This window comes from Bacteroidota bacterium (assembly GCA_018266835.1).
Lineage (GTDB): Bacteria > Bacteroidota > Ignavibacteria > Tepidaquicellales > Tepidaquicellaceae > JAFDZO01.
In genome coordinates, this window is sequence record JAFDZP010000002.1 from 108,166 (window position 1) to 131,794 (window position 23,629).

At 35.0% G+C, this 23,629-nt stretch carries 21 protein-coding genes; 5 read left to right on the forward strand and 16 right to left on the reverse strand.

All coding sequences use genetic code 11. The features are described from left to right. Window positions 1-33: 33 nt before the first annotated feature. From JST55_02310 to JST55_02330, 5 genes are all read right to left on the reverse strand, one after another. A complete protein-coding gene (locus JST55_02310) occupies window positions 34-987 on the reverse strand; it encodes a hypothetical protein (GenBank protein ID MBS1492312.1) in 954 nt (317 codons plus the stop codon). A gap of 251 nt (window positions 988-1,238) precedes the next feature. Then, on the reverse strand, window positions 1,239-2,648 hold the full coding sequence (locus tag JST55_02315) for a trypsin-like peptidase domain-containing protein (protein MBS1492313.1): 1,410 nt from the start codon (window positions 2,646-2,648) through the stop codon (window positions 1,239-1,241). A 48-nt stretch (window positions 2,649-2,696) separates the two neighbouring features. Continuing rightward, complete coding sequence (locus tag JST55_02320) at window positions 2,697-4,100, reverse strand: tetratricopeptide repeat protein (protein ID MBS1492314.1); 1,404 nt, start codon at window positions 4,098-4,100, stop codon at window positions 2,697-2,699. 72 nt (window positions 4,101-4,172) lie between these two features. Continuing rightward, a complete protein-coding gene (locus tag JST55_02325) occupies window positions 4,173-4,514 on the reverse strand; it encodes a hypothetical protein (GenBank protein MBS1492315.1) in 342 nt (113 codons plus the stop codon). Window positions 4,515-4,568: 54 nt separating this feature from the next. After that, the gene (locus tag JST55_02330) at window positions 4,569-4,898 is read right to left on the reverse strand and encodes a hypothetical protein (protein MBS1492316.1); all 330 of its coding nucleotides are present in this window, start codon (window positions 4,896-4,898) and stop codon (window positions 4,569-4,571) included. A 266-nt stretch (window positions 4,899-5,164) separates the two neighbouring features. On the opposite strand from JST55_02330, the gene JST55_02335 reads away from it, so the two are divergent. Both JST55_02335 and JST55_02340 read left to right on the forward strand, forming a co-directional pair. After that, complete coding sequence (locus tag JST55_02335) at window positions 5,165-5,557, forward strand: hypothetical protein (protein ID MBS1492317.1); 393 nt, start codon at window positions 5,165-5,167, stop codon at window positions 5,555-5,557. A gap of 173 nt (window positions 5,558-5,730) precedes the next feature. Next, the gene (locus tag JST55_02340) at window positions 5,731-6,117 is read left to right on the forward strand and encodes a hypothetical protein (GenBank protein ID MBS1492318.1); all 387 of its coding nucleotides are present in this window, start codon (window positions 5,731-5,733) and stop codon (window positions 6,115-6,117) included. Window positions 6,118-6,147: 30 nt separating this feature from the next. On the opposite strand, the gene priA is transcribed toward JST55_02340, so the two are convergent. From priA to JST55_02380, 8 genes are all read right to left on the reverse strand, one after another. Continuing rightward, window positions 6,148-8,682 (reverse strand): primosomal protein N', encoded by a 2,535-nt coding sequence (gene priA / locus JST55_02345; GenBank protein ID MBS1492319.1) that lies wholly within the window; start codon window positions 8,680-8,682, stop codon window positions 6,148-6,150. A gap of 78 nt (window positions 8,683-8,760) precedes the next feature. Beyond that, the gene (locus JST55_02350; GenBank protein MBS1492320.1) at window positions 8,761-9,159 is read right to left on the reverse strand and encodes a hypothetical protein; all 399 of its coding nucleotides are present in this window, start codon (window positions 9,157-9,159) and stop codon (window positions 8,761-8,763) included. A 176-nt stretch (window positions 9,160-9,335) separates the two neighbouring features. Continuing rightward, a complete protein-coding gene (locus JST55_02355; protein MBS1492321.1) occupies window positions 9,336-12,257 on the reverse strand; it encodes an insulinase family protein in 2,922 nt (973 codons plus the stop codon). A gap of 26 nt (window positions 12,258-12,283) precedes the next feature. Continuing rightward, the gene (locus JST55_02360) at window positions 12,284-12,868 is read right to left on the reverse strand and encodes a hypothetical protein (protein MBS1492322.1); all 585 of its coding nucleotides are present in this window, start codon (window positions 12,866-12,868) and stop codon (window positions 12,284-12,286) included. 1 nt (window position 12,869) lies between these two features. Further along, a complete protein-coding gene (locus tag JST55_02365) occupies window positions 12,870-13,415 on the reverse strand; it encodes a hypothetical protein (GenBank protein MBS1492323.1) in 546 nt (181 codons plus the stop codon). Window positions 13,416-13,426: 11 nt separating this feature from the next. After that, window positions 13,427-13,861 (reverse strand): (4Fe-4S)-binding protein, encoded by a 435-nt coding sequence (locus JST55_02370; GenBank protein MBS1492324.1) that lies wholly within the window; start codon window positions 13,859-13,861, stop codon window positions 13,427-13,429. A 12-nt stretch (window positions 13,862-13,873) separates the two neighbouring features. Next, the gene (locus JST55_02375) at window positions 13,874-15,367 is read right to left on the reverse strand and encodes a sodium:solute symporter (protein ID MBS1492325.1); all 1,494 of its coding nucleotides are present in this window, start codon (window positions 15,365-15,367) and stop codon (window positions 13,874-13,876) included. A 17-nt stretch (window positions 15,368-15,384) separates the two neighbouring features. Next, window positions 15,385-16,230: an MBL fold metallo-hydrolase gene (locus JST55_02380; protein MBS1492326.1), complete on the reverse strand. Its 846-nt coding sequence runs from the start codon at window positions 16,228-16,230 to the stop codon at window positions 15,385-15,387. A gap of 112 nt (window positions 16,231-16,342) precedes the next feature. Here JST55_02380 and JST55_02385 point away from each other — a divergent pair, with 112 nt between their 5' ends. Then, a complete protein-coding gene (locus tag JST55_02385; GenBank protein MBS1492327.1) occupies window positions 16,343-17,419 on the forward strand; it encodes a T9SS type A sorting domain-containing protein in 1,077 nt (358 codons plus the stop codon). Between the two features lie 2 nt (window positions 17,420-17,421). Further along, window positions 17,422-18,390 (forward strand): carboxypeptidase regulatory-like domain-containing protein, encoded by a 969-nt coding sequence (locus JST55_02390; GenBank protein MBS1492328.1) that lies wholly within the window; start codon window positions 17,422-17,424, stop codon window positions 18,388-18,390. Window positions 18,391-18,468: 78 nt separating this feature from the next. Here the strand turns inward: JST55_02390 and JST55_02395 are convergent, their stop codons facing one another. The 3 genes from JST55_02395 to JST55_02405 form a co-directional block, all read right to left on the reverse strand. Next, window positions 18,469-19,329, reverse strand: a complete 861-nt coding sequence (locus JST55_02395; GenBank protein ID MBS1492329.1) for a tetratricopeptide repeat protein — start codon at window positions 19,327-19,329, stop codon at window positions 18,469-18,471. A gap of 70 nt (window positions 19,330-19,399) precedes the next feature. Beyond that, a complete protein-coding gene (locus tag JST55_02400) occupies window positions 19,400-20,176 on the reverse strand; it encodes an outer membrane beta-barrel protein (GenBank protein ID MBS1492330.1) in 777 nt (258 codons plus the stop codon). Window positions 20,177-20,214: 38 nt separating this feature from the next. Beyond that, window positions 20,215-22,176 carry an ATP-binding cassette domain-containing protein gene (locus JST55_02405; protein MBS1492331.1) on the reverse strand — a complete coding sequence of 654 codons (1,962 nt, stop codon included), beginning with the start codon at window positions 22,174-22,176 and terminating at the stop codon, window positions 20,215-20,217. 365 nt (window positions 22,177-22,541) lie between these two features. On the opposite strand from JST55_02405, the gene JST55_02410 reads away from it, so the two are divergent. Next, window positions 22,542-23,471: an aspartyl protease family protein gene (locus tag JST55_02410; GenBank protein ID MBS1492332.1), complete on the forward strand. Its 930-nt coding sequence runs from the start codon at window positions 22,542-22,544 to the stop codon at window positions 23,469-23,471. Window positions 23,472-23,629 lie beyond the last annotated feature (158 nt).

Below are 23,629 nucleotides of genomic sequence, written 5' to 3' on the forward strand. Positions count from 1 at the left end.
AAAAAAGCCCTGAGTTCTTCAGGGCTTTTATTTTTAGCTTCTTGCTGAAAGTATTAAAATTATATTCGCCGAAATAAATCCAACCAGTAATACAGCAAAACTTATTCTGTCTATCCTTTGAGATTTTGCCTTCATCCTTTCATCTTCCGTATCAGACCACTTTAACGAAACGACTGTCAACGCAATCATAATAAGTATCGCAACAAACGTAAGATTATGAATACTATCCAGCAGCGTATTGGCTGTAGAGGAAGGAACAACTGACTCAATAATATATTTATTACCGACTGCTGCAAAAATTCCGCCAACACAAAGTCCCAGCCTGTCTGCAAGTGATGGCTTTATTAAAAATCCAAGCAGTGCAATAGAAAAGGCAACATAAACTCCCGTCAGCATTTTTACAAGTATTCCGTTTGAGTGAGCGCGTGTTATAATTATTTCCGTTTCAATTCCTGGATAGGTACTGGAACCTTTCAACACCGGGTCTCCGAATGTAGTATTATAAGTTCTCTGCATCCCTTTAATCTTAAAAGAATTTATATTCCAGTCATCGAACAAAAATGTCGAATCAATTTTTGAATTTTCCGAATCGGCTATGAACACAACTTCATTTGCATCTAAAGTTGTATGTTCAAGTTTGATATACAGCTCCTGCCTGTCAAAGGGAAATTTAGTTACATCCCAGCTTTGATTAATAACTGCTTTACACTTTACCTGTGCCCAGTTTTTACCGCCGCGCTTCTCTACAGAGAAATTACTGAACTCAACCGATTTTGCATTTGTAATATCAATAGCATCTTTTATTTCAAGGCTGTCATTGTTATATAAAAACCACAGCCAGAAATCTACTTTGTAACTGGCATCATCAATTTTAAAATCGGTGAATGATAAAATATACATTCCGATTTTACATGTATCTTTCTGAGCAAAAGAAATATTACAAAAGAACAATAAAAGAAACAGAACAACTCCGGGGATTTTTTTCATTTATAAATTTAAATATTTGGTAATGGATTTAGTATGGATGGCTAGGTATGTTTATTGCAAAATTTTAAGGATAGAATTTTAAAAAAGTAATCTATAGAATTTGTAATTTAATAAAATTGAAAAACAATCATAATTCACAATTCAATACAGTGAATCAATTATTAATTGAATTTATCTTTTAATTATTTTATATAACACAACAGATTTCGGCTCTGTTTGTGTTAAATTTAGTCTTTCCGAAAATTATAATTTTACCTGCAGATTTTTGCCATCAGCTCCTCAGCTTCTTTGGAACCATAGTTTATAGCTGCTGCAAGATCACTACATACTTCGGGTTTTAAATAATCTCCAATTTTAATTTTAGCTTTTGCCCTGTATAAAAACGGCAGCGGATCTTCAGTACGCCAGTTTAAGACTTCATCCAGTATATCAATTGTTTTCTGATAATCTTTCATGTTGTAATAAGCCATAGCAATTCCTGTGCTAGCCTGCTTGTTATCCGCATCCGTAATCTTTGCCTTTTCAAAATCTTTGATTGCATCAGAATTTTTTCCCTGAGTCAGCAAAATTCTCCCTCTGTATAGCAAAGAATATAATGAGTATTTGTTAAGGGTAAGAGCTTTATTAAAGTCATTAATAGCATCACTGAATATCTGCAGATTATAACTGCAAATACCTCTGTTTTCAAGTGCATCAAAATCATTTGCATTCAATGAAATATACTCTGTAAAACTTCTGATAGCAGCTGAATAGTCACCGTCATTCATAGCAGATATACCTTCGTTATAAGTATCATATTTTGTATCACTGCTTACTTTCTTTAGCTTTCTGTCTTCTCTTGTTTTTGGTTTTGTATTTTTAGGAGAGTCTGCGCTTGTTACATCATCATCTGTATCATTGCCGGCATCACCGTATGTATCTTTCTTTGCAATTCTTCTCGGGTCTTTCCCTGATTCGTCACTCTTCGCGCTGTAAGTTTCATCAGATTTTCTTTTATCTTTTTTATCTTCTGAAACATAGGTATTTGCTTTCTGCTGCAGCTCAGCTACAAGTGAAACCGGAATTGCAAAATTTATATTCTGTCCTTCTTCTATTGTAGAAGTTGTTATTCCTATCAATTCTCCGTATGAATTTATCAGCGCGCCGCCGCTGCTCCCGTGAGATATGCTTGCTGATATCTGTATATAATTTATGTCGGTATAACGGGAAATTTTTCTGACTCCGTTAATGATTCCTTCGGAAATGGAATTCTCAAAACCAAGGGGGCTTCCTAATGCAAATATCTTTTCTCCAATTTTTACTCCATCACTGTTTCCCATTGGCATAGTTTTAAATGAACCGGAAGAAACTTTAAGAAATGCGACATCCTCTCTTTTCTTTCCCCAAAGATATGAGCAATCATCTATTATGACATCGTTATGCTTGATTATTATTTTTGAGTGTCCATCAATTACATGATAATTTGTAACAATAGTGCCATCGTCACTGATTACAACACCGCTTCCCATACTCTCGGGATTTCCATACCTGTCACATGCTATCACTACCACTACGGCATCATTATACATTGAGTAAATCTGTTCAGCTTCATATTTCTGAGCGTATAATTTTGAGTAAGAAAATAATAAAGGAAGTATAGCAAATAGTAAAATCTTTCTCATTTCTGTATCCTTGTTTATAAGTGTAATATTTGTTTTAATTTATAAATTTTATTTGCAATATTGGTCTATATATTCCTTGGCATCATCAAGGCCGAGCGAATATGCTCTATTGAAATCTTTACATTCGTCCAGATTTTCATAATCAAGATTTCCTTCAACTGTACATCTTCCCCTGATATAATAAGCCCATGGGTCAGTGTTATCTATAAGAATGTACGCCGTCATACACAAGACCGATTTTTCATATTCATCTAATTCATAGTAACAACTTCCCAGACCGTACAGAGCATATTTATTCGTTCTGTCCAGTTCCAGTGCAGAAGTATAATCCTTTATAGCATCATAATATTTTTCCATTTTTTCATATATGTGGGCACGTGTTGTATATGCTAAAGATACGTCCGGACTTAACCTTATTACATAATTCAAATCACTTAAAGCACTTTCATATTTTTTTAACTGAGCGTAACAAAGTCCTCTGCAAAAATAGCCAAGCGCATTATCAGGTTCTATTGAAACGCATTGATTAAAATATTCCAATGCGGAATTAAAATCTTTTCTTGTATAAGCTGCATCACCTTTATTATAATTTTCTTTAAACGATGTACCTGATGGCTTTTCACTCTTGCTGCTTCCCGGATTTTGAGTAATACCTGTACTGGATGAACCGCTGTATATTTCTTCACTGTCTTTCTTTTTCTTTTTGCGAGGCTTCTTTGTTTTCTTTTCAGTATCAGTGCTTGTTATAGAATCATCTTTTTTCTTTTTCTTAGTCTTCTTTTCTTTCTTCTCAACAGTTTCATCTTCCTCAAATTTATTTGCCGCATAAATGCCTGATGCTAAAATTTTATTTATCGGTAATGCGAAATTTATATTCTGTCCGTCTTCAATGCCTCCGCATGTGATGCCTACGAGCTTACCTCCTGCAGTTATTAAAGCTCCGCCGCTGCTCCCGTGTGAAATGCTTGCAGATATCTGTATATAATTATCTCCGCTGTATCTTGAAATTTTTCTTATGCCGTTTACAATTCCTTCAGTGATGGAATTTTCAAATCCAAGCGGACTTCCCAGCGCATAAACTTTTTGTCCTATCTCCAGCTTATCGCTGTTACCGGCAGGTATGTAATTAAAATTATTCTGAGGAACTTTCAAAAACATTATATCATCATCTTTATCTCCGCCTAAAACAGTTACATCCTCTATAATTAAATCTTCGTGTTTTATTTTAATAATAGATGCTCCGTCACAGACGTGGTAGTTTGTAACAACAAGTCCCTGGCTGTTCAGGACTACTCCGCTGCCCTGAGCAAACGGCTTACCGTAGCTATCGCAGGCATAGATTACAACAACTGCATCATTATATTTTTTGAAAATTGATTTTGCTCCGTAGTTCTGAGCATAGGAAGTGGATAAAAGGACAAAGAAAATCAGAAGGGGGAAAAGTTTTCTCATATTAATGTTAGGTGTACATTAATATTGAAAAAAATAATTAATTACTCAATTCAATTATATTTTAAGTGTGCTTTAGGTTAAATTATTTTCGTTCACATACTTTCTTATCTGCTCTTCTATCTCGAACTGCTTTCTGTCACGTTCGTTTGAGTGTTCTTCTATCAGCTCGTCTTCAGTTCTGTTTGAAACTTCAAGTTCTTTAGCAAGCTTATCTCGGGTTATAAGTTTGGGCAGGTCTTTTATTTCATCTGCTTCATTTTCAATTTCCTGAAGACGCAGGTCAATTCTTTGAATCTCTATTTTTGTTTTATCGTCCGGATTTTCCTGCTTAGCAAAATCAGTTTTTCTGGAAATAAGAACCATCTCTTCTTTTTCCAGTTCAACCAATTTTTTTATTTGTTCTTCGGATAACATATTTATTATCTCCTTTCAGAAATTACAATTGGAGATTTTTTAAAAAAGTTTCCGCTACTCTATAATTTTTATGACAGTTTCTTCTATAAAATATCTGTCTTCTTTAGAGCCTTGCATGGTTTTCAATTGCTCATCGGTTAAACCTTTAACAATTAAAAGTTTTCCTGAGACTTCAATCTTTCTATCGTAATATTTTTCATATTCATCTTTTGTTAACTGAATATAAAATCCGTTTATACCATAACCCGATTTCGATTCCATTTTTTCAATGTAACCAATTGTTGAAACTGGCTCACCGGATTTTTGTTTTGTATCTTTTGCATCCTGAGCAAAACTGACATTAGCAAGAATGATTGTAAATAAGAAAGCAAATAATAGTTTCATATTTTTTTATTTAGCCCATAAGTTATGAAATGTTTTTTAAAATAAAAAGAATAATTTATTTTCTGTAATATTATGTTTAATTAATATCGTATTTCTTCTTGATTTTTTAAAATAAAGTCTATAAATTTAAATCCCCAATGTAATCCCCTGCAAAAATAGCATTTTCTTTTTTTCCTGGCAGAAAAATTTGAGAGTGCTTCAGCTTAAAAATCCGGCTTTAGTCTCTTAATAAACTAACTTTTTTTATTAACTTAATTGCTAAAGTTATGAAAAATTACAAAGTAGTTTATGCCTTTCTACCATTGGTGATTTTTGCAATTGTAAGTTACTTCTCTACAATTGCTTACAGTTCTGAGAATCCGCTCCCGGTAGTGGGTGATAACTCTCATCAATGCACCTGCGGATACAAAGTACATATTCCAACTACAGGGCCTTGCGCCACGGGAAGTTATAATATTTGTGTAAACGGTGTTTCAGATCATGTCACAGGGGACTTTTTATCTTACTTACCTTGTAATGGCAAGTCAACTATTTGTGTTTCATCAAGCAACGGCTGTGTCGGTACATTGATTATCAATGTAGGAAGCGGACCATGCGGTATAACAGATGTATATCTTACATTTAGCGGTCAAGGTCAATGTGATTGCCCTGACAGCTAATTTATTAAACTGAATAGATAATCTTTCCGGATTTTTCAGGAAAGATTATCTATCAATAATATCTCATCCTTCTGTATCATTCTTCTGGCAAAAAATTTGAGAGAACCTCAGCTTAAAAATCGGGCTTTAGTCTCTCACTCAAAAAAATCTTTTTTAACTTTAATTAAAAAGTTATGAAAAATTTAAGAATCGGAGTATCAGTTTTACTAATAATTTTATTAGTAATAATTATTAATTTTTCAGGTACAGCTTTTTCTGAAGGACAAAGCCAACCTAATGTCAGTACTCAGTGCAGCTATGATATTTATGTGATAGGTGATAGTGGTTGCCTGAATCCTCCTTATGATTATTGCATAAATGGCGGAACTTCTTACAGAGCGACTACAAATCCATTTAATGTTTTGTTGACAGCAGGGCAGTCAAACACAATTTGTATTAATGCCGGAAACTCCTGTATAGCCGTTCTAAAAGTTACACCTTCGGCACCCTGCTTTACAACCTCTTCTATAGAAGCCGAAATGATTGCAGATGGGGGAAGTTGTGAGTGTTTTAACAAATAGGCAAGATAATCAACAGTCCAGGAACATTTTTTAAAGCAAATTCACTGCATCCACATCTACAGTAAGCTGTGTTTTTGTCGGTAGGTTTTTATCGGCGTAAATTTTTACTGCGCGTAAAACCGAATTCAGATAACTCCCCGAGGCATCTTTTTGTTTCGGGGATTTTATTAAAAGATGATACCTGTATTTATCACGCAGCTTTGAAAACAACGGCGGATTCGGTGGCAGCATATCAAGCTTATTCGTTTCATCTTTCATCTTCACAAAATTATAAACTTCCTTTATCTTGCTCTCAGCAAGCAGTCTGTCTTCGCACTTAATTTCAATTATAGCGACTCTGCTAAACGGCGGATAATTCGCTGCCTCTCTCATTTTTATTTCTTTTCTATAAAACTCTAAATAATTATGCTCTTTAACGTTTGTAAATAAAAAATATTCGGGATGGGTAGTCTGTATCAAAACTTCTCCTTCCTTCTCAGCGCGGCCGCTTCTTCCCGCAACCTGTGTTAATATCTGGAACGTTCTCTCCCCTGCTCTGAAATCGGGATTCAGCAATCCGATATCCGCATTTACTACTCCTACTAACGTTACATCAGGAAAATCCAGACCTTTTGAAATTATCTGAGTGCCGACAAGTATATCAATTTTCTTATCGTAAAAGTCTTTCAGGATTTTCTGATAATGATTTTTGGATGTAAGCGAATCCGAATCCATCCTTGTAATTCTTGCATCAGGAAATAATTTTATAAGTTCTTCTTCAACTCGTTCTGTTCCTGCTCCCATTTCCACTAGCTTCTGAGCTCCGCAGTTTGTACAGAGCATCGGTTTCTTTTTTGAGAATCCGCAATAGTGACACTTCAGCAAATCAATTGCCTTATGATACGTTAACGCAATGCTGCACCGGGGGCACATTTCAACAGTGTTGCATGACATGCATTCTATATATGTATGAAATCCTCTCCTGTTTTGTAAAATTATAACGCTCTCTTTTCTTTCTAAGCGTTTATCAATATCTACAAGCAAGTCCTTTGATAAAAACTTTAATCTGACCTTATCAATTAAATCAAAAAAATCTTTTTTGATAAAGTTTGTATTAGATTCTATGTACTCTTTCTCTTTTAATTTCTCCCGTTCATTTAAATCCACAATTTTTACTTCGGGCAGCTTGAAATTACCCGCGCGGACACCAAGCGTAAGCATTTTATATTTACCACTTTCTGCATTGTAGAAACTTTCGAGTGAAGGAGTTGCGGAGCCTAACACAACGGCGCACTCATTAAACTTTGCTCTTACTAATGCAGAATCTCTTCCATGATATCGTGGGGAATTTTCCTGTTTATATGAATGGTCATGCTCTTCATCAACGACAATTAATCCAAGATTTTTTACAGGAGCAAAAAGCGCTGAGCGCGCCCCGATTATTATTTTATAATATCCGTTTTTGATTCTGTCGAATGTATCAAGCCGCTCTCCTTCAGATAATCTGCTGTGAATTACTCCTACTTTATCTCCGAACTTTGTTCTGAACCTGTGAATAAGCTGAGGAGTAAGAGATATTTCCGGCACTAAGATTATTGCAGACTTGTTTTTTTCGAGCGCATGTCTTGCTGCATTGATGTAAACTTCAGTCTTTCCGCTGCCTGTAATCCCGAAGAGTAGAAATGAAGCAAACGAATCTGAATCAATTGCAGAATTAATTTCATCAAGGCAAACTGACTGTTCATCATTTAGTTTAATATTTTTTTCAGTCTCTTCAAATATATCTTCCGATGTCCGCATCTTGCGGATTTCTTTTACAACTATTAACTCTTTTAACTCAAGTGAACTTACAGATGCAGAAGTAATCCCTACTTCCTTCATCAGTTCATTCAGTTCTTTATCTTTATACTTCAGTAAGTCATGCAAAAACTTTTTCTGCTTCTCTGATTTTATTTTATTGTCTGCAATTACTTTTTCTAAACTTTCAGATGCGAAGTTTGCATTTACAAGTTTAATAATTTTTTCTTTAGTTGGCTTTGAGTATAAACTCTCGTTGTAAATTATCCCGTTCTCCAATAATAAATTAACCTGTTTAGCTAAATCATAATACTTAAACTTTTTTTCAATCTGCTTTTTTGTTACTGCTGACTTATGATTTTTTATATAATCTATTATATCAAATAAAAAATTATCCCTCAGCTTTGAATCGTTCAGCTTCTCTATATAATCTTCGGTTAGCTGATAAAAAACATCGGATTTAATATTAATGTTTTTAGGAATGGAAAGGAAAATAACTTCCCCTATGGGAGAAATATAATATTGCGATACCCACCTGCAGAATGAAATCATCTCCTCCTGCAAAATCGGCTTGTCATCAAGTACGTCACGGATATCTTTTACTTTTCTTAACGGCTCTTTATCGGAGAGCTCAATCACAACTCCCGTGAGAATTTTATTACCGAAGTTAACGATAACTCTTACGCCGGGTAAAACCTGCGATGAAAAATGCTGCGGGATTTTGTATGTAAACAGTGAATCTATAGGTACATTAAGAGCAATATGCGCATATGGAAATTTAAGACTCACAATAACGGGATGGAAAAATTTGATTAAATAAAAAAGCCGAGCGTAGCCCGGCTAAATTTTAAACTGATATAGATATCTTTAGAATTTTATTTTTATAGTTCCGGATGTTAAAAGATAATTATTTGAATCATATACATATATATTATATGTACCTGCTTTATAGAATGTAACCTGTTTCCAGAACCATACCCAGTTTCTTTCTACATCCTGATAAATTGTATTATCATATGATTCAGTTCCGTATGGATCAACTTTGTAGATCTCATAACGAACTGATGTTACATCTGCTGTGTAAGGCAATCTTACAAGCATGTTTAAGTACCCGCCTGCTGCAGGAATTGTAAAGACAGTACTCTCGCCGACAGGATATCCGTCTTTATCAACACTCTCACAGAAATAAAGAGATTGAGCTTTTAATGACTGGGATAAAGTGATACAACCGACTACTAAAAAAACAAATAGTAGGACTTTTTTCATTTCTACTCCTTTTCTTTTAATTAATTTTAAAATCCGGGGATTTCCTGTATTTTAACTATTTTCCCCGTAAAATTATACTACAAATTTTATATAAAGTTCAATTTTCTGAAAAGAAAAATTAAAGTAAAAATAACAATAAAAAATGCGGCCGGAGCCGCATCTCAATTTTAATTTTATTAGTTGCTCACTTCACCATATCCAAAGATATCTTCAAGCGAAAGATACTTCACCGTTCCGAACTTCTCCAGCACCGATTTATCAATTTTATTCTTATCACCAAGCACCATTATGTTAAAATTCTTTCCCTTAACATACTTGTCATGGAATTCCTTTAACTGCTCAAGTGAAATTCCGGGGACAGTATTATAAATCTCCTGACGGATATCGTAATCAAGTCCCTTCTTTAAAGAAGATTCATAATAATCTAATATTGCATTCTTTGTAATTCTTTCAGACTGAATCTGCTTAAGCACAGCATCTTTAGAAGCATCAAAGAAAGACTGATTCTGCGGCATATCGTTTAATAGTGCATTCATTCCGTTCATAGCCTCACTGAGCTTATCTGCCTGTGTGCCGATGTAAGCATAGACAGAATACGGCTCATCAAGCTGTCTTGGTTGGCGATATATTGAATACACTGAATAAGCTAATGCTTTGGATTCGCGCATATCCTGAAATACAACCGATGACATTCCGCCGCCGAAGTAATCGTTGAAGATTGTAATGTAAGGAGCTAAACTCTTATCATAATTATCAGCCCCTTTTGAAAGCATCTGTATCTCTGCCTGCACCATATCATAATTTACAACGTAAACTGTATTTTCTGATTCAGCTAACTCTTTATAATCTACCGGAGCTGGAACGGGTTTCAACTCTTCATTTTTCAATTTTGAGTTAAGTATGCTCACAACATTGTCCGGAGATTCAGGTCCGTAGTAATGCATTTTATACTGATACTGAGGAATTGTTTTCAGGTAATTTACAAGGTCAGCTGCATTAAGATTTTTTAACTCCGCCTCCGATAAAATATTTGTGAACGGAGACTTAGGTCCGTATGTTCCGTACTGAGTCATTGCAGAAATGATTGAACGCTTGTTCAGCTTAGCATCTTTTCTTGATTTCAAAATATCAGATACTAAATTCTGCAGAGCTGCATCATCGGGTTTTGCATCGTTGATTATAGATGTAAATAATTCTAATGCCTTAGAGAAATTTTCGCTTAAGCCTGATAACGAGTAAACCACCTGATTGTTAGATGAACCGATAGAATAACTGCATCCTATTTTATAAAATGCTTCCTTTATCTGTTCAGCAGTCATCGTTGATGTTCCAAGATACTCAAGGTAGCTAATCAATCCAAGATTTCTGTCGTTGTTTGTACCAATCTCTGTAATAAACTCAAGATTGAAAGTTGAGTTCTCATTGTTCTTTAAATAAAATACAGGCACTTTGTTCTGTAACTTCAGCTCCTGAATATCTTTTTTAAAATCAATGAACACAGGCTTAACATCAGGTGATGGAGTTGCAATTAAGTTCTTAACAAATTCAGATTCTGCATCCCTGTTTACTTCAACCGGAGTGATTTGCGGCTTTACAACTTTCACAACATTTTTATCTTCACCTGTTTTTTTGTAAACCGCTACATAGTTATTGGCGAGATGTTTATTAGCAAAATCGATTACATCCTGCTTTGTAATTTTTGATAACCTGTCATTGAGAGTAATAGACCTTTCCCAATCCTCTCCGAGAATAAATGAACTGACAAATGCGCCTGCCCTGTTTCTGTTAGATTCAAAGCTCTTTACTTCCTGCAATTTCAAATCTGTTATAATAGAAGGAATTAAATCATCAGAGAACTTTCCCTGCTTTAATAATTCAACCTGTGAAAGAAGTAAATCCTTTACTTCATCTAAAGATTGTCCTTCTCTTGGCTTACCGTATAAAAATAAATATGAATAATCTTTTAATACTGTAGGTCCTGCGTAAGATGTTAATACTTTCTGCTGCTGATTTAAATTTAAATCTATAAGTCCGGCATTGCCGTTAAACAAAACATTACCCATTAACTGTAAGATGTCTGCATCTTTGGAATTTGCTCCGTCAAATCTGTATCCCATAAATAATGCCGCTGCATCGGGTCCCCAGACTTCTTTCACAACTTGGGAAGTGATTGGTTTCTCTTCAGCGACTTTAAATTCCGGCACTTCTTTAGATGGAAGTGAACCAAACTTTGCCTGAATTAATTTTATTGCTTCATCCGGATCAAAATCACCCGATAAACATATTGCCATGTTGTTCGGAACGTAGTATGTATTGTAATATTTTATTACATCGCTTAGCGGCGGATTTTTTAAATGCTCGATTGTTCCGATTGTGGTCTGCGTTCCGTACTGATGTGTCGGAAATAATCCAAGCAGTAATGATTCAAATGCTTTTGAGTTACCGTTATCAAGTGAACGGTTTTTTTCTTCGTATACAACTTCAAGCTCTGTATGGAATAATCTCATCACGGGATTTCTATATCTCTCCCCTTCAATAGTCAGCCATTTTTCCAATTGATTAGAAGGAATATCATTCACGTAAACAGTCTGCTCGTTTGATGTGTATGCATTCGTACCTGTAGCGCCGATTGCAGCAAGCATTTTATCGTACTCGTTTGCAATTGCATATTGCGAAGCTAAATTTGAAACACTGTCAATTTTATGATAAATATTTTTTCTTTCATCATCGCCCTTTGTTTGTTTATACACATCGTACAGCTTTACAATCTCTTCTATTAATGGCTTTTCTTTAGCCCAGTCTTTTGAGCCGAACTTATCTGTTCCTTTAAAAAGCATATGCTCAAGGTAATGCGCCAGACCTGTTGCATATGAGGGGTCATTTTTACTTCCTGCTCTTACTGCTATGTAAGTTTGTATTCTCGGTGAATCTTTGTAAACAGTCATGTAAACCGTTAATCCGTTATCGAGCTTGTATATTCTTGCATTCAACGGGTCATTCGGATATGACTGATATGTTAATGTCTGTGCAAAGCTTTGACTAAAGACAAAGAGAATGAGTAAAATGAGGGGTGCTGTTAGTCTTTTTCTGAACATTATATAGTTTATGTTTTTAATTTAATTTATTAATCAATTTTTTCTAAAACTTTTTTTCTTGCAGGCTGTTCTTTGTTTCTTTCCTTCTGAATCATCTTTAAAACTTCCTGAGCGGGTACGTAATCTTTATCTTTTTTTTCAATTTTATTAAGATACTTTTCTGCGACATCGTAATTTTTTCTTCCGTAATAGTATGCACCTTTTTCAAAATCAGACTTAAGATATGAAACGGCAAGTGTATCAAATTTATCGAAGTCTTTTGAATCAGGCGATATCTTTTTCTCCGTAGTTGTCACAGTTTCATACATAGTTTCTGTTTCATCCGGCTCATCTTTAAAATCAAATACATCTTTTAATGTCACACCTTTTTGCGAGAGCACAACAATAGCAAGTACTGCCATGCTCGTCATAAAAATTGCCATCACATAAATAAATATTTTTACCCCTCCGGTTCCTCTGGCTCTTACCAGAGGATTATTATAATACGGCGCAAAATAATTATTGTAATATTCCTTATCCTCCTGCATATATTTTAATGCAAGTGAATCAAAATATTTTCTACTCGTCTTAAAGTAATAATCAAGCTGCTCTTTTGAGGGTTTGCCTTCGTTCATATTATTTTTTGTTTGCAGAGTTCTGTGAAGCTTTTTTTCTTTCGATTGCTTTTAAAACATCCTGCGCAAACTGATAATCTTTATCGTCTTTTTTTATTTTTTCAAAATACGGTTTTGCTTTATCATATTCTCCCAGATTATAAAAGTAAGTTCCTTTATCGAAATCCGTTTTCATATAGGAAAGATTCATAGAATCAAGTCTGTCATCCGTTAATCCTTTGAAATTATTCTCTTCAATTGATTTTGCATTCTTTTCATCGGCATATGATTTTTTATAATAATTCGTATTTGTGGAGCTTGGCTTCATAATAAAATATGAAACAAAACCTACTCCTACTATAAAACCAAATATTGCCAACAGTAAGCCGACTGTGATTCTCGGCTTCCTTCTCCAGTTAAAATTCCTGTAGCCGTAATACCTCGCAAAATTTTTATTGTAAAATTCCCTGTCATTTTTGTAATACTCACGCGCAAGTTCATCAAAATATTTTCTGCTCGTCTTGTAATAAATATCAAGCTGCTCTTTTGAAGGTTTGCCGTCTTCCATATTACTTACTTTTATGAATCAAAAGTTATTGTTTTATGGGTGCCGTCGCAGAACGGTTTCCTTGACGATTGCCCGCATCTGCAAAGCGCAAACTTTCCTTCTTTTATCGTTTCCGTTCCGTCTTTGTTTATGATCACAGCACTGCCGGTAACCATCAGGGGACCGTTATTCGTTACTTCAATTCTTACGGATGGATTTTCCATAGGTTGTACTTTTTCTGATTTCACTTCATCGTTATATTTATAGGATAACGCTCCCGAAGGACAATTCTTTACTGTCTCTACAATTTTATCCGTTGTGGATTTATCTAACTGAACCCACGGTCTTATGGTAGGATTAAAAACTTCAGGAAGACTGTGAAAGCATTTCGTAGAATGCATACACATTTCCGGTTTCCAGAAAACGGTCACTTCACCGTTTGTATATGTCTTATCAAATTTTGACATAATTAAATTCTTTTAAATTTCTTTTCTCTTCGAAGGAAAAACTAAATGGAAAAGATTTGCCACTAATATTGTAACAGCAACACCTATTATAATGTACCAAGTATAAGCGATAGTAGTAAATTTTATAATATAGACCATTACAGATATACCCGCAATAAATCCTAAAATCGCTTCTGACTGGTTTATCTTTTTAAAGAAAATTCCCAGTAAAAAAGTTCCTAGAAGTCCCCCGTATGTGAAAGATGCTATACTTAAACCCAGCTCAACAACAGGATTTTTTGTATCAGTAAACAGCATCGCTCCGCCTATTAAAACTATTCCCCAGAAAAGAGTAAACAATTTAGAATATAAAACTTCTTTTTTATGATTTTCCTGCTTATGCGACCTTCTGAACAAGTCAAGATAAGTAGATGATGCAAGAGAACTTATCGCAGATGAAAGCGTACCCATTGCTGATGCAAGAATACCTGCAATTACTAATCCGATAATTCCCGTCGGTAAATTTTCAACGATGAACTTCGGAAAAATTTCATCCGATGATGAAAGCGCCTGACCGTTTGAACCGAATGTCAGTGTTGTAAAAACTTTCCCTTCATAAAAAGCATATAAGCATAGTCCTAAAAATAAAAAGAAAGCAAACTGTATTACAATAACCGATGCATCAAGCACGAGTGCTTTCTGGCTATCACGTTTATCTTTGCAGCCGAGCAATCTTTGAACGAGCAGCTGGTCAGTTCCGTGAGATGCCATTGTCAAAAAAGTACCACCGAGTATTGCTCCCATGAAAGTGTATGGTGATGCAAAAAATTCCGTCCATGAATTAAACGATGCAAAATTGAAAATCTGAAATTTATTCTGCCCGTTTGCAGTAGCATAAGTGATTACATCATTAACTCCGTTCGGCAGATTATGAAGAATAACATACATTGAAAAAATCGCGCCGCCAATGTAAATGAACATTTGTATCACATCAACAGCAACAACTGCTTTTAACCCTCCCAGATATGTATAAATTAAAGTTGCAACGCCTATAATTGCAATGCTCGTGGGGTAATCAAGTCCCGTAATAATATGAACAGGAATTGCAGTTGCAAAAAGCCGTACTCCCGAAGCTAAAACTCTTGTAACAATAAATGTGCTTGAAGTAATTTTCCTGAGCATCTCACCAAATCTCTTCCCTAAAAAGTCATATGCAGTTTCAAGATTTCCGTTGTAGTATGCAGGAATAAAAATAAAAGTTACGAGCAGTCTTCCGATAAAATATCCAATGATGAGCTGCATAAACATCATATTGCTTTTGTATGCAAGTCCCGGAATGCTGATGAAAGTAAGTGTGCTGGTTTCGCTTGCTACGATGGAAAAGCCGACTGACCACCACGACATATTTTTACCGCCGAGGAAGTAGTCTTTAGTGTTTTTTATTTTTCCGGCTTTGAATATGCCGAAGGCTATGCTGCCAATGAGGTAAATTATTACGATTGCATAATCAAGAACGGAAAATTTCATTCAGTGTTTTAAAAATTTTATAAGTTAAATCTTTCTTTTATAAAATAACCTTTATCTCCAAGACCGATCTTCGCAGCCTCGTTGTACGGGTCATGTTCAAAAAATACTGTCCAGTTTTCCTCAGAAATATTTTTCAAATATTTTTTCTTTTCATCAAGAGTCGTAAGAGGAAATAAATCATATCCCATGATATAAGCAAGCGGAACGTGTCCTGCAGTCGGAATTAAATCAGCAAGATAAAACAAAGTTGTCTCGACGTCCGATGCCTTTATTAACTGCATGTGAGATGTGTGTCCGTTAACGGGACAAAGTGAAATAATATCATCGAACTTGCTTTCACCGTCATAAAATTTCAAAACCTTTTTATCTTCAAGAATTTTATAATTCTCAGGGAAAAAGCTTGCCTTATCTCGTTCAGTCGGATTCAATGCCCATTCGTAATGCTTCTTCTGCACGTGGTATGTTGCATTCGGAAAAGCAATCTGCAGCTGATGCTCTTCATCATAGTATGTATTACCTCCCGCATGGTCAAAATGTAAATGTGTCAGCAGAACATCCGTGATATCTTCTCTTTTCAATCCTAAATCCTGCAGTGATTTCTCCAAAGTATATTTAGAAAAATCCACATCATAAATTTTATTAACCTTCTCTGCAAGTTTATAACCGATTCCGGTATCTACTAATATTTTTCTTTTACCGTTATCGAACAGTAATGCGCGTGTGCACATATCTATTCTGTTGATTTCATCAGAAGGATTGGTTTTAGTCCATAAAGTTTTCGGAACTACTCCGAACATTGCTCCGCCATCCAGCTTGAACAAGCCCGTTTGTACTGAATGTAAATTATAATCGCCTATTTTCATTAGATTTTGATTGGAACTACAATTATAGGGAATATGCAGGTAAAATTATATTCAAAATTGAATTTTATTAGCTTATTATTGTGTTATAAATGCTAACTTTAAATTAATTAGTATGAAACGATTTATTATACTTTTTTTCATCTTAGTTTCCGGAATTTCTTACGCACAAAACGCCAGTACTTACTTCCCTTCCGCTCCGGGATATAAATGGTTTTTCAAATCAACTCCCCTTGATTCTTTAAATCAACCCATTGAAGCTGCATCAACTTACAGAATTGACAGCTTTGCAGTTAACGGGACTTATCAGGGACTTGCAGCAAGCATTGTTTACTCCAAAAGAGGACTTATTAATATAAATCAGCAAGGCAATATAAACGATACCAGCAGATATAATTTTCAGGGCACGAACGGATTTGTATATTTCAGTTTTGGCAATTTAGATACTATAGGCGCAATAGGACAGTTGGGACTCGTAAATTTTTTACGTTCGCTTGAACAGTGGTACTCTACATATAGATTTAACCAGACAGTTAACTCAACTTATAATTTATTTTCACGTGATACAACTATCACTTATAACGGGACACAATATCCGTTAAGAGTAAAAGCAGACGGCAAAAGACTGAACGATGAAGTAGTTTCAACAGTAAACGGAACTTACACTGCAAAGAAATTTGTAATCATCCCAAATTTAAGCTACTTGCTTACTGTACCACCGCTTCCACCTGTACCGATCAGCATAGTAAGCATTCCTGATACAGTATGGATTGCCTCAGATGTTTGGGTAATAAAAAGCGTTACACCTTCACAGACGGTTGATTTAACTGCTCTGGGACAGACAGGTGTGAGATTTACTATTCCGGGAGATATACAGACTTTAACTACTCCACCATCGGCGATAAATCCGATAAGCTCTGAAGTCCCGAATAATTTTTCCTTGAAGCAAAATTATCCGAATCCTTTTAACCCGACAACAAAAATTTCATTCGATATTCCTGCAAGCACAGATGTGAAGCTTTCCGTTTACAATTCATTAGGAAAAGAAGTTCAGACTTTAGTAAACGAAAATTTAAAAGCAGGAAAATACGAAGTAAGCTTTAACGGCAATAACTTATCCAGCGGAGTTTATTATTACAGACTTTCAGCCGGCAATTTTAATATTTCAAAAGTAATGACACTTATAAAATAATAATGAAAAAATTTCTTCTACATACTCTGGTTTTAGTTTGTATATTCTTTAGCTTTAAACAGCAGGATAGTTTTGCAGTCACGCTGCAGGGAAAAGTTCTGTATGATACGTTGCTTACACCTGTAACATCAGGTTATGTAAAAGCTGTAAAAATAAATCCTATCACATTTGCTTTAACCAAAATTGATTCAGCTAATGTTGCTGGTGACGGTACATACATTTTATCTAATGTAACAGCAAATGATACAGTTTATCTTATGGCATTCCCGTTAACATCATTGGATTATGTGCCTGTCTATTATCCCGGCACAACTAACTGGCTTATAGGAGCTTCAACAATTATTACAACAACATCGCAAAGTAATCTGGATATAAAAGTAAGAAAGCTTTATAATTCTTCATTCCCGGGCACAATAACGGGAAGCGTTGTTTACTCAAATCAGGGATTGCCTCTAGCAGGCGCAATTGTATATTTGAAAACGCCGTTCGGAGTTCTGAAAAGTTTTGCAATAACAAATTCAGATGGGACATATACTATTCCTAACGTTGGCGAAGGAGAATATTCTTTAACTGCAAACAGAATTGCATTCAATAATAATAATGTTTTCGGTTTGATAATGGATTATAATTTCGGGACCAATCTTGCTAATCAGAATTTCAATTTGCAGCAGACAGTTTCCGTCTCGCAAATCAGCAGCACAATTCCAAACAAATATAATTTATATCAGAACTATCCTAATCCATTTAACCCGACAACAAAAATTAAATTCGATATTCAAAAATCAGGATTTGCAAAGCTTAGTGTTTATGATATGCAGGGAAAACTTGTGAAGGATTTATTAAATGAAGCTGTTCCTGCAGGAAGTTTTGAAGTCAGTTTTGATGCGAAAGAATTATCATCAGGAATTTATTATTACAAAATGGAAGTTGGAGGAGTTGTAATTACAAAGAAGATGATGCTGGTGAAGTAAAAATTTTTAGTTATTGGTACAAATAAAAAGAGACGCCATAAGCGTCTCTTTTTTTATTTATAAAAAACTTCGTAAAAACTACTTACTGTCTTTCTTATTGCTCTTGGCATCTTTCATTTTATTCTCGGCATCTTTTATAAAAGTCATAAGCTTTGCATTCATATCTTTATCTTTCGTCTGTTTTAATGCAGCGTTCCAGTCATCGATTGCTTCCTTATAATCTTCCAGATTATAATAAGCCTGTCCCCTGTTGCTGTAAGCAAGAATAATTTCTGTATCCAATTGTATAGCCTGAGTAAAATCATTCACTGCGCTTTCATAATTTTTTAATCTCAGATTTGCATTACCTCTGTTGAAAAATGCCTTACCGAACTCCGGCTTGAGCTCAATTGATTTCGAATAATCTTCAACTGCCTCAGAATATTTTTCCAGTTCAAAATATACAAGTCCTCTATTGTAATAAGCTTCACTGAAATTCGGTCTTATTTTAATAGCTTCAGCATAATCCGTAACAGCATCGTCATATTTTTTATCCATGTAGTTCAGAAGTCCTCTATTGTAATGCGGGTCGGCATAATCCTTCTTTTGCCCGATAGCTTTATTAAAATCTCTCATTGCAGCTTCGTGGTCATTCAGTTCTATGTTAATTTTTCCGCGCCTGTTATATGCTTCAGCGTACTCAGGTTTAAGTTCAATTGCGCTGGAAAAATCCGATTTGCTTTTATCGTATTCCTTAAGAAAATAATATGACGTTCCTCTCTCATAATAATAAGATGCATCTTTCTTAATATCAATTGCCTGAGTCAAAAGCTTAACGGCATCTTCATAGTTCGAATTCACCATTTCACCCTTTGCTTTTTTGTATAATTCATCAGCATCCTGCGCCCTTACAAACCCGAATGCTGCAAATACTATTGCCAGAAGAAATAATTTTTTCATATCATTTTTCTTAAAAAGAAAATCCCTTTTAATACAAAAGGGATTTTTTAAATCTTACTAAAATTTTTTATTAATCTATTGCAAGTCTTATACCAGTGAAGAAACCTAAACTTGATGTTGAAACTCTGTCAACTCTCGGAGTATTTCCTAAGTTATTTAATCCACCATACTCAAACTTTGCTCCAAGTAATACACTTGTTAAAGGTGCAATCTTATAGTTAGCCGTCAATGAACCAACTAGCCCTAAATCAAAATTTTTATATCCCATTCCTGATTTATCATCTGTTGAAAGTAAAATACCTAAATAAGGGCCGCCGTTAAATGTAAGACCAACCTTATCTGTAATCATTCCGCCAAAATTAAAATTTAATGGGATGTTCAGATAATTATTTGCAACTTTTTGTGTTGCAGTGCTGATAGAGTCACCGGTAAGTGCATCTGATGCGCCGGGAGTTACAGTATTTACATTTGAAGGAGGTGTTACTTCAAAATTCTTACCTGCAAAATCTAATCCGGTTGAGAACTGGAACGAATCAAACAATCTAGTATAAATTAATGCTCCGATATTAAAACCAACCTTGGAACCGGTATTGTAGCTTCCAAGTCCGTTTGCCTGAGTTACATTTGCGCTTGTACTTGTGCCGCCCAATTTAAAATCAACGTAGAAGTCTAAAATTTTTCCGGACTTCTCCTGAAAATCTTTATATGCTAATTTGTAATCTTTGTCAATTTTACTTTTCTCTGTTTTAGATACACCTGACTTCATAAACTCTGGCTTCCAGTCAGCATAAGTATTGATTGAGGCAAAAAGAAATGCGAACAGCAAAATTAGTTTCAAATTCTTCATTTGTATTGTTTGATTTTTTTAATAAAATATTATACTTATTATTCAACAGTCTGAAGCTGCAATTGTTCCCACTGCTGAGTCAGTTCTTCTACTTTTTTCTTGGTAAGATTGTACTCGTCCGTTACTTTTTTGATATTTTCGCCTGATTTATAAAAATCTTCATTCCCCATCAATAATTCAAGTTCTTTTATTTTATTTTCATTTTTGGCAAGCTCGGCTTCTACCGAATTAATCTTTTTTTTTAATTCTGCCGCTCTTCGCTGCTGTTCTTTTTTATCATTCTTATCATGATGCTTAACGGGCTTATCATGGTGTTCAACCGGCTTCTTTTCTTCAAGTCTTGAAATTTCTTTTTTAGGGTCAGGTATTTTTTTGTTCAGATCTTTATTTTCTTTATCTTTTTCTTCAATATAATATGAACAGTTTCCGTAGTAAACTTTTATTCTTTTATTTTTAACTTCAATAACTTTATCTACTATACCGTCAATAAATTCCCTGTCATGTGATACAATTAAAACCGTGCCGTCATATTTTTTCAGGGCATTCATAAGCACTTCTTTAGAACGCATATCTAAGTGGTTCGTCGGCTCATCGAGTATTAAAAAGTTCGAAGGCTCAATTAACATCTTTGCCAAAGCAAGTCGTGACTTCTCTCCGCCTGATAACACTCCGACTTTTTTAAACACATCATCGCCTTTGAATAAAAAGCTTCCTAAAATTGAACGAAGACTTTTTCTTATTTCTCCGCCGACTGCATCTTCCATTGTAGCAAGGACCGTCATATCACCGGATAGTTCATCTGCCTGATTCTGAGCATAGAATTTTTTACCGACTAAATGCCCGTCTTTAACTACTCCTTTAAAATCCTCATCTATTCCTGCTATAATTCTTGTGAAGGTTGATTTACCTGCGCCGTTTACTCCTACAAGAGCGATCTTCTCCCCTCTTTCAATTATCAAATCCAGATTCTCTAAAACATTATGAACTCCGTCATAGCTTTTTGTAAGTCCTTCAATTTCAATAGAGACTTTTCCTGAGTGCGTTGCAGGCGGGAATGAAAACTGCACCGCCGACTCTTCATCTTCAAGTTCAATCCATTCTACTTTATCAAGCTGCTTTATTCTGCTCTGTACTGCCTTTGCCTTTGATGCTTTGTATCTGAACCTTTCAATAAATTTTTCCTGCTCTTTTAAATACTTCTGCTGATTGTTATACTGATTTTCAGCAAGCTCTTTTCTTATTGCCTTCTCTTTTTTGTAGAAAGAATAATTTCCTGAGTATTCGGTTACATTTCCCATCGAAATCTCAACTGTTCTAGTTGTAAGATTATCCAGAAAGTTCCTGTCATGCGATACAAGTATAATTGCACCTTGATAATTTTTCAGATAGTTCTCCACCCATATCAACGACTCAATATCTAAGTGGTTCGTCGGCTCATCAAGTAATAATATTGAAGGATTTTGTAATAACAATTTTGCTAATGCAATTCTCATCTGCCATCCGCCGCTGAATTCGTCAGTCAATCTATCGAAATCTTTTTCACCGAAGCCAAGACCGATTAATATTTTTTCAATTTTTGATTTTAAAGTATACCCTTCAAGTGTATTAAATCTTTCCTGCAGCTCGCCGTATTCATTCAACAAATCCATGAACTCATCATTACCCGGATCAGGATGATTGCTCATTTCGTTTTCAATCTCCGTAAGCTCTTCCTGAATTTTGTTTATATCACCTGCTGCCGAGTAAACTTCATCGTAAAGTGTATTACCAACAAACTTAATTCCTTCCTGCTGAAGGTAACCCATTGTAGTGTGACGCGAAAGCGCGACTTCACCGGAGTCCGGTTTCATCGTTCCTGCTATAATTTTCAGCAGAGTAGATTTACCCTGTCCGTTAGAACCGACTAATGAAACGCGTTCGTTACCGCCTACACGGAGTGCAACTTCATCGAATAAAACCCTTGAGCCAAATGCGACCGATATATTTGTTAATGAAATCAATTATTTTTTGTTTTTTGCGTAATCGTTAAGATACCAATTTCTCCCCATATTTTATATGGCAATTGTCATCCATTTATCAACAAAACCACATGGTTTGTAAGGCGATTTAAACTGGATAGTTTAATTTAAACGCAGAGAGCGCAAAGTTTTCGCAAAGAACGCAAAGAATATGATATAATTTATAAAAAAACTTATAGTATATTTCAAATAATATTCCGGCTTTGCGAACTTAGCGATAATCTTTGCGCCTTTTGCGTTGATAACAATTTGAGTTAATATTACTCCTATATTTTACCTCGATATTGTACATTAATTTTCTAATCTTGTGCTGACCCCAATTGAAATAAATTAGCCCAATTTACTCTATGAGAAAATTTTCAATACTCCTTTTTTTTATTTCTGCAGCAAATATTTTTTCCCAGCCAAAAGATGAAACGCATTTAATAAAAAGTTACACATATTCAGCTACTCTTCCTTTTGAACTTGTTCAGAATCTGATTTTAATCAATAACATAAATATTAACGGAAGAACCGGCAGTTTTATTTTTGATACGGGAAATCAGGCAGCATTAGTTTTAAACAGTTCAGTATTTCAGCAGGAAGTTTATGAATCTGTGAACAGACAAACCTTTACCGATACAGCAAAAGGAATTACAGGAAACATACCCGTTTCTACAAATATAAAAATTGACAGTTTAACTCTTACAAGTGATTTTACTTTTGCAAGTCTTGATGCAGTTGCATTTAATCTTGATAAACTCAAACCTGTTTTCGGTAAAAACTTTCTGGGATTTATAGGCTACGGAGTTTTAAGAGAACTTGAGTTTGCAATCGATTACAATAAAAAAGCAATACATATATTTCGCATCGATGCAACCGGGAATACTCTCGAACAGCCGGCATATAAGAAAAAACCTTTTTTGAATTTTACTCTGGATAAAGGTTCTATAATGGCTAATATTTATTTCGCGGGGAAGATGCTGAATTTTTTCCTCGATACAGGCGCGCCGCAAAATTCACTCGATGCTACATTGCTTCCACAGTTAGATAAAAATTATTTTTCATTTACAGGATTGAAGGACACTGTCGAAAGCGCAAACAATACAGTGATTCTTGCTGATAATGCATTGATGCAGCAGTTTTCAGTTCAGGACTTTGTCTTCGATTATATGGATACGAATGTGTTTCCATTCCCGGGCAACGCAACATATAACGGGATACTCGGCTATCCGTTTTTCAAACAAAAGATGTTTGTATTCAATTACAGGACAAGACAGATTTTTATAACAGAGTAAATGGTAGTATTTTGATTCCTCCCCCTCCTTTATAAGGAGGGGGACAGGGGGGAGGTATAACAATATTTTTGTTCCCCTCCTTACCAAGGAGGGGTTAGGGGTGGTTTAATGTTCCGGCTAGAAAAGATTAATATTTCTACTTCCCAAACCTCTGTTTG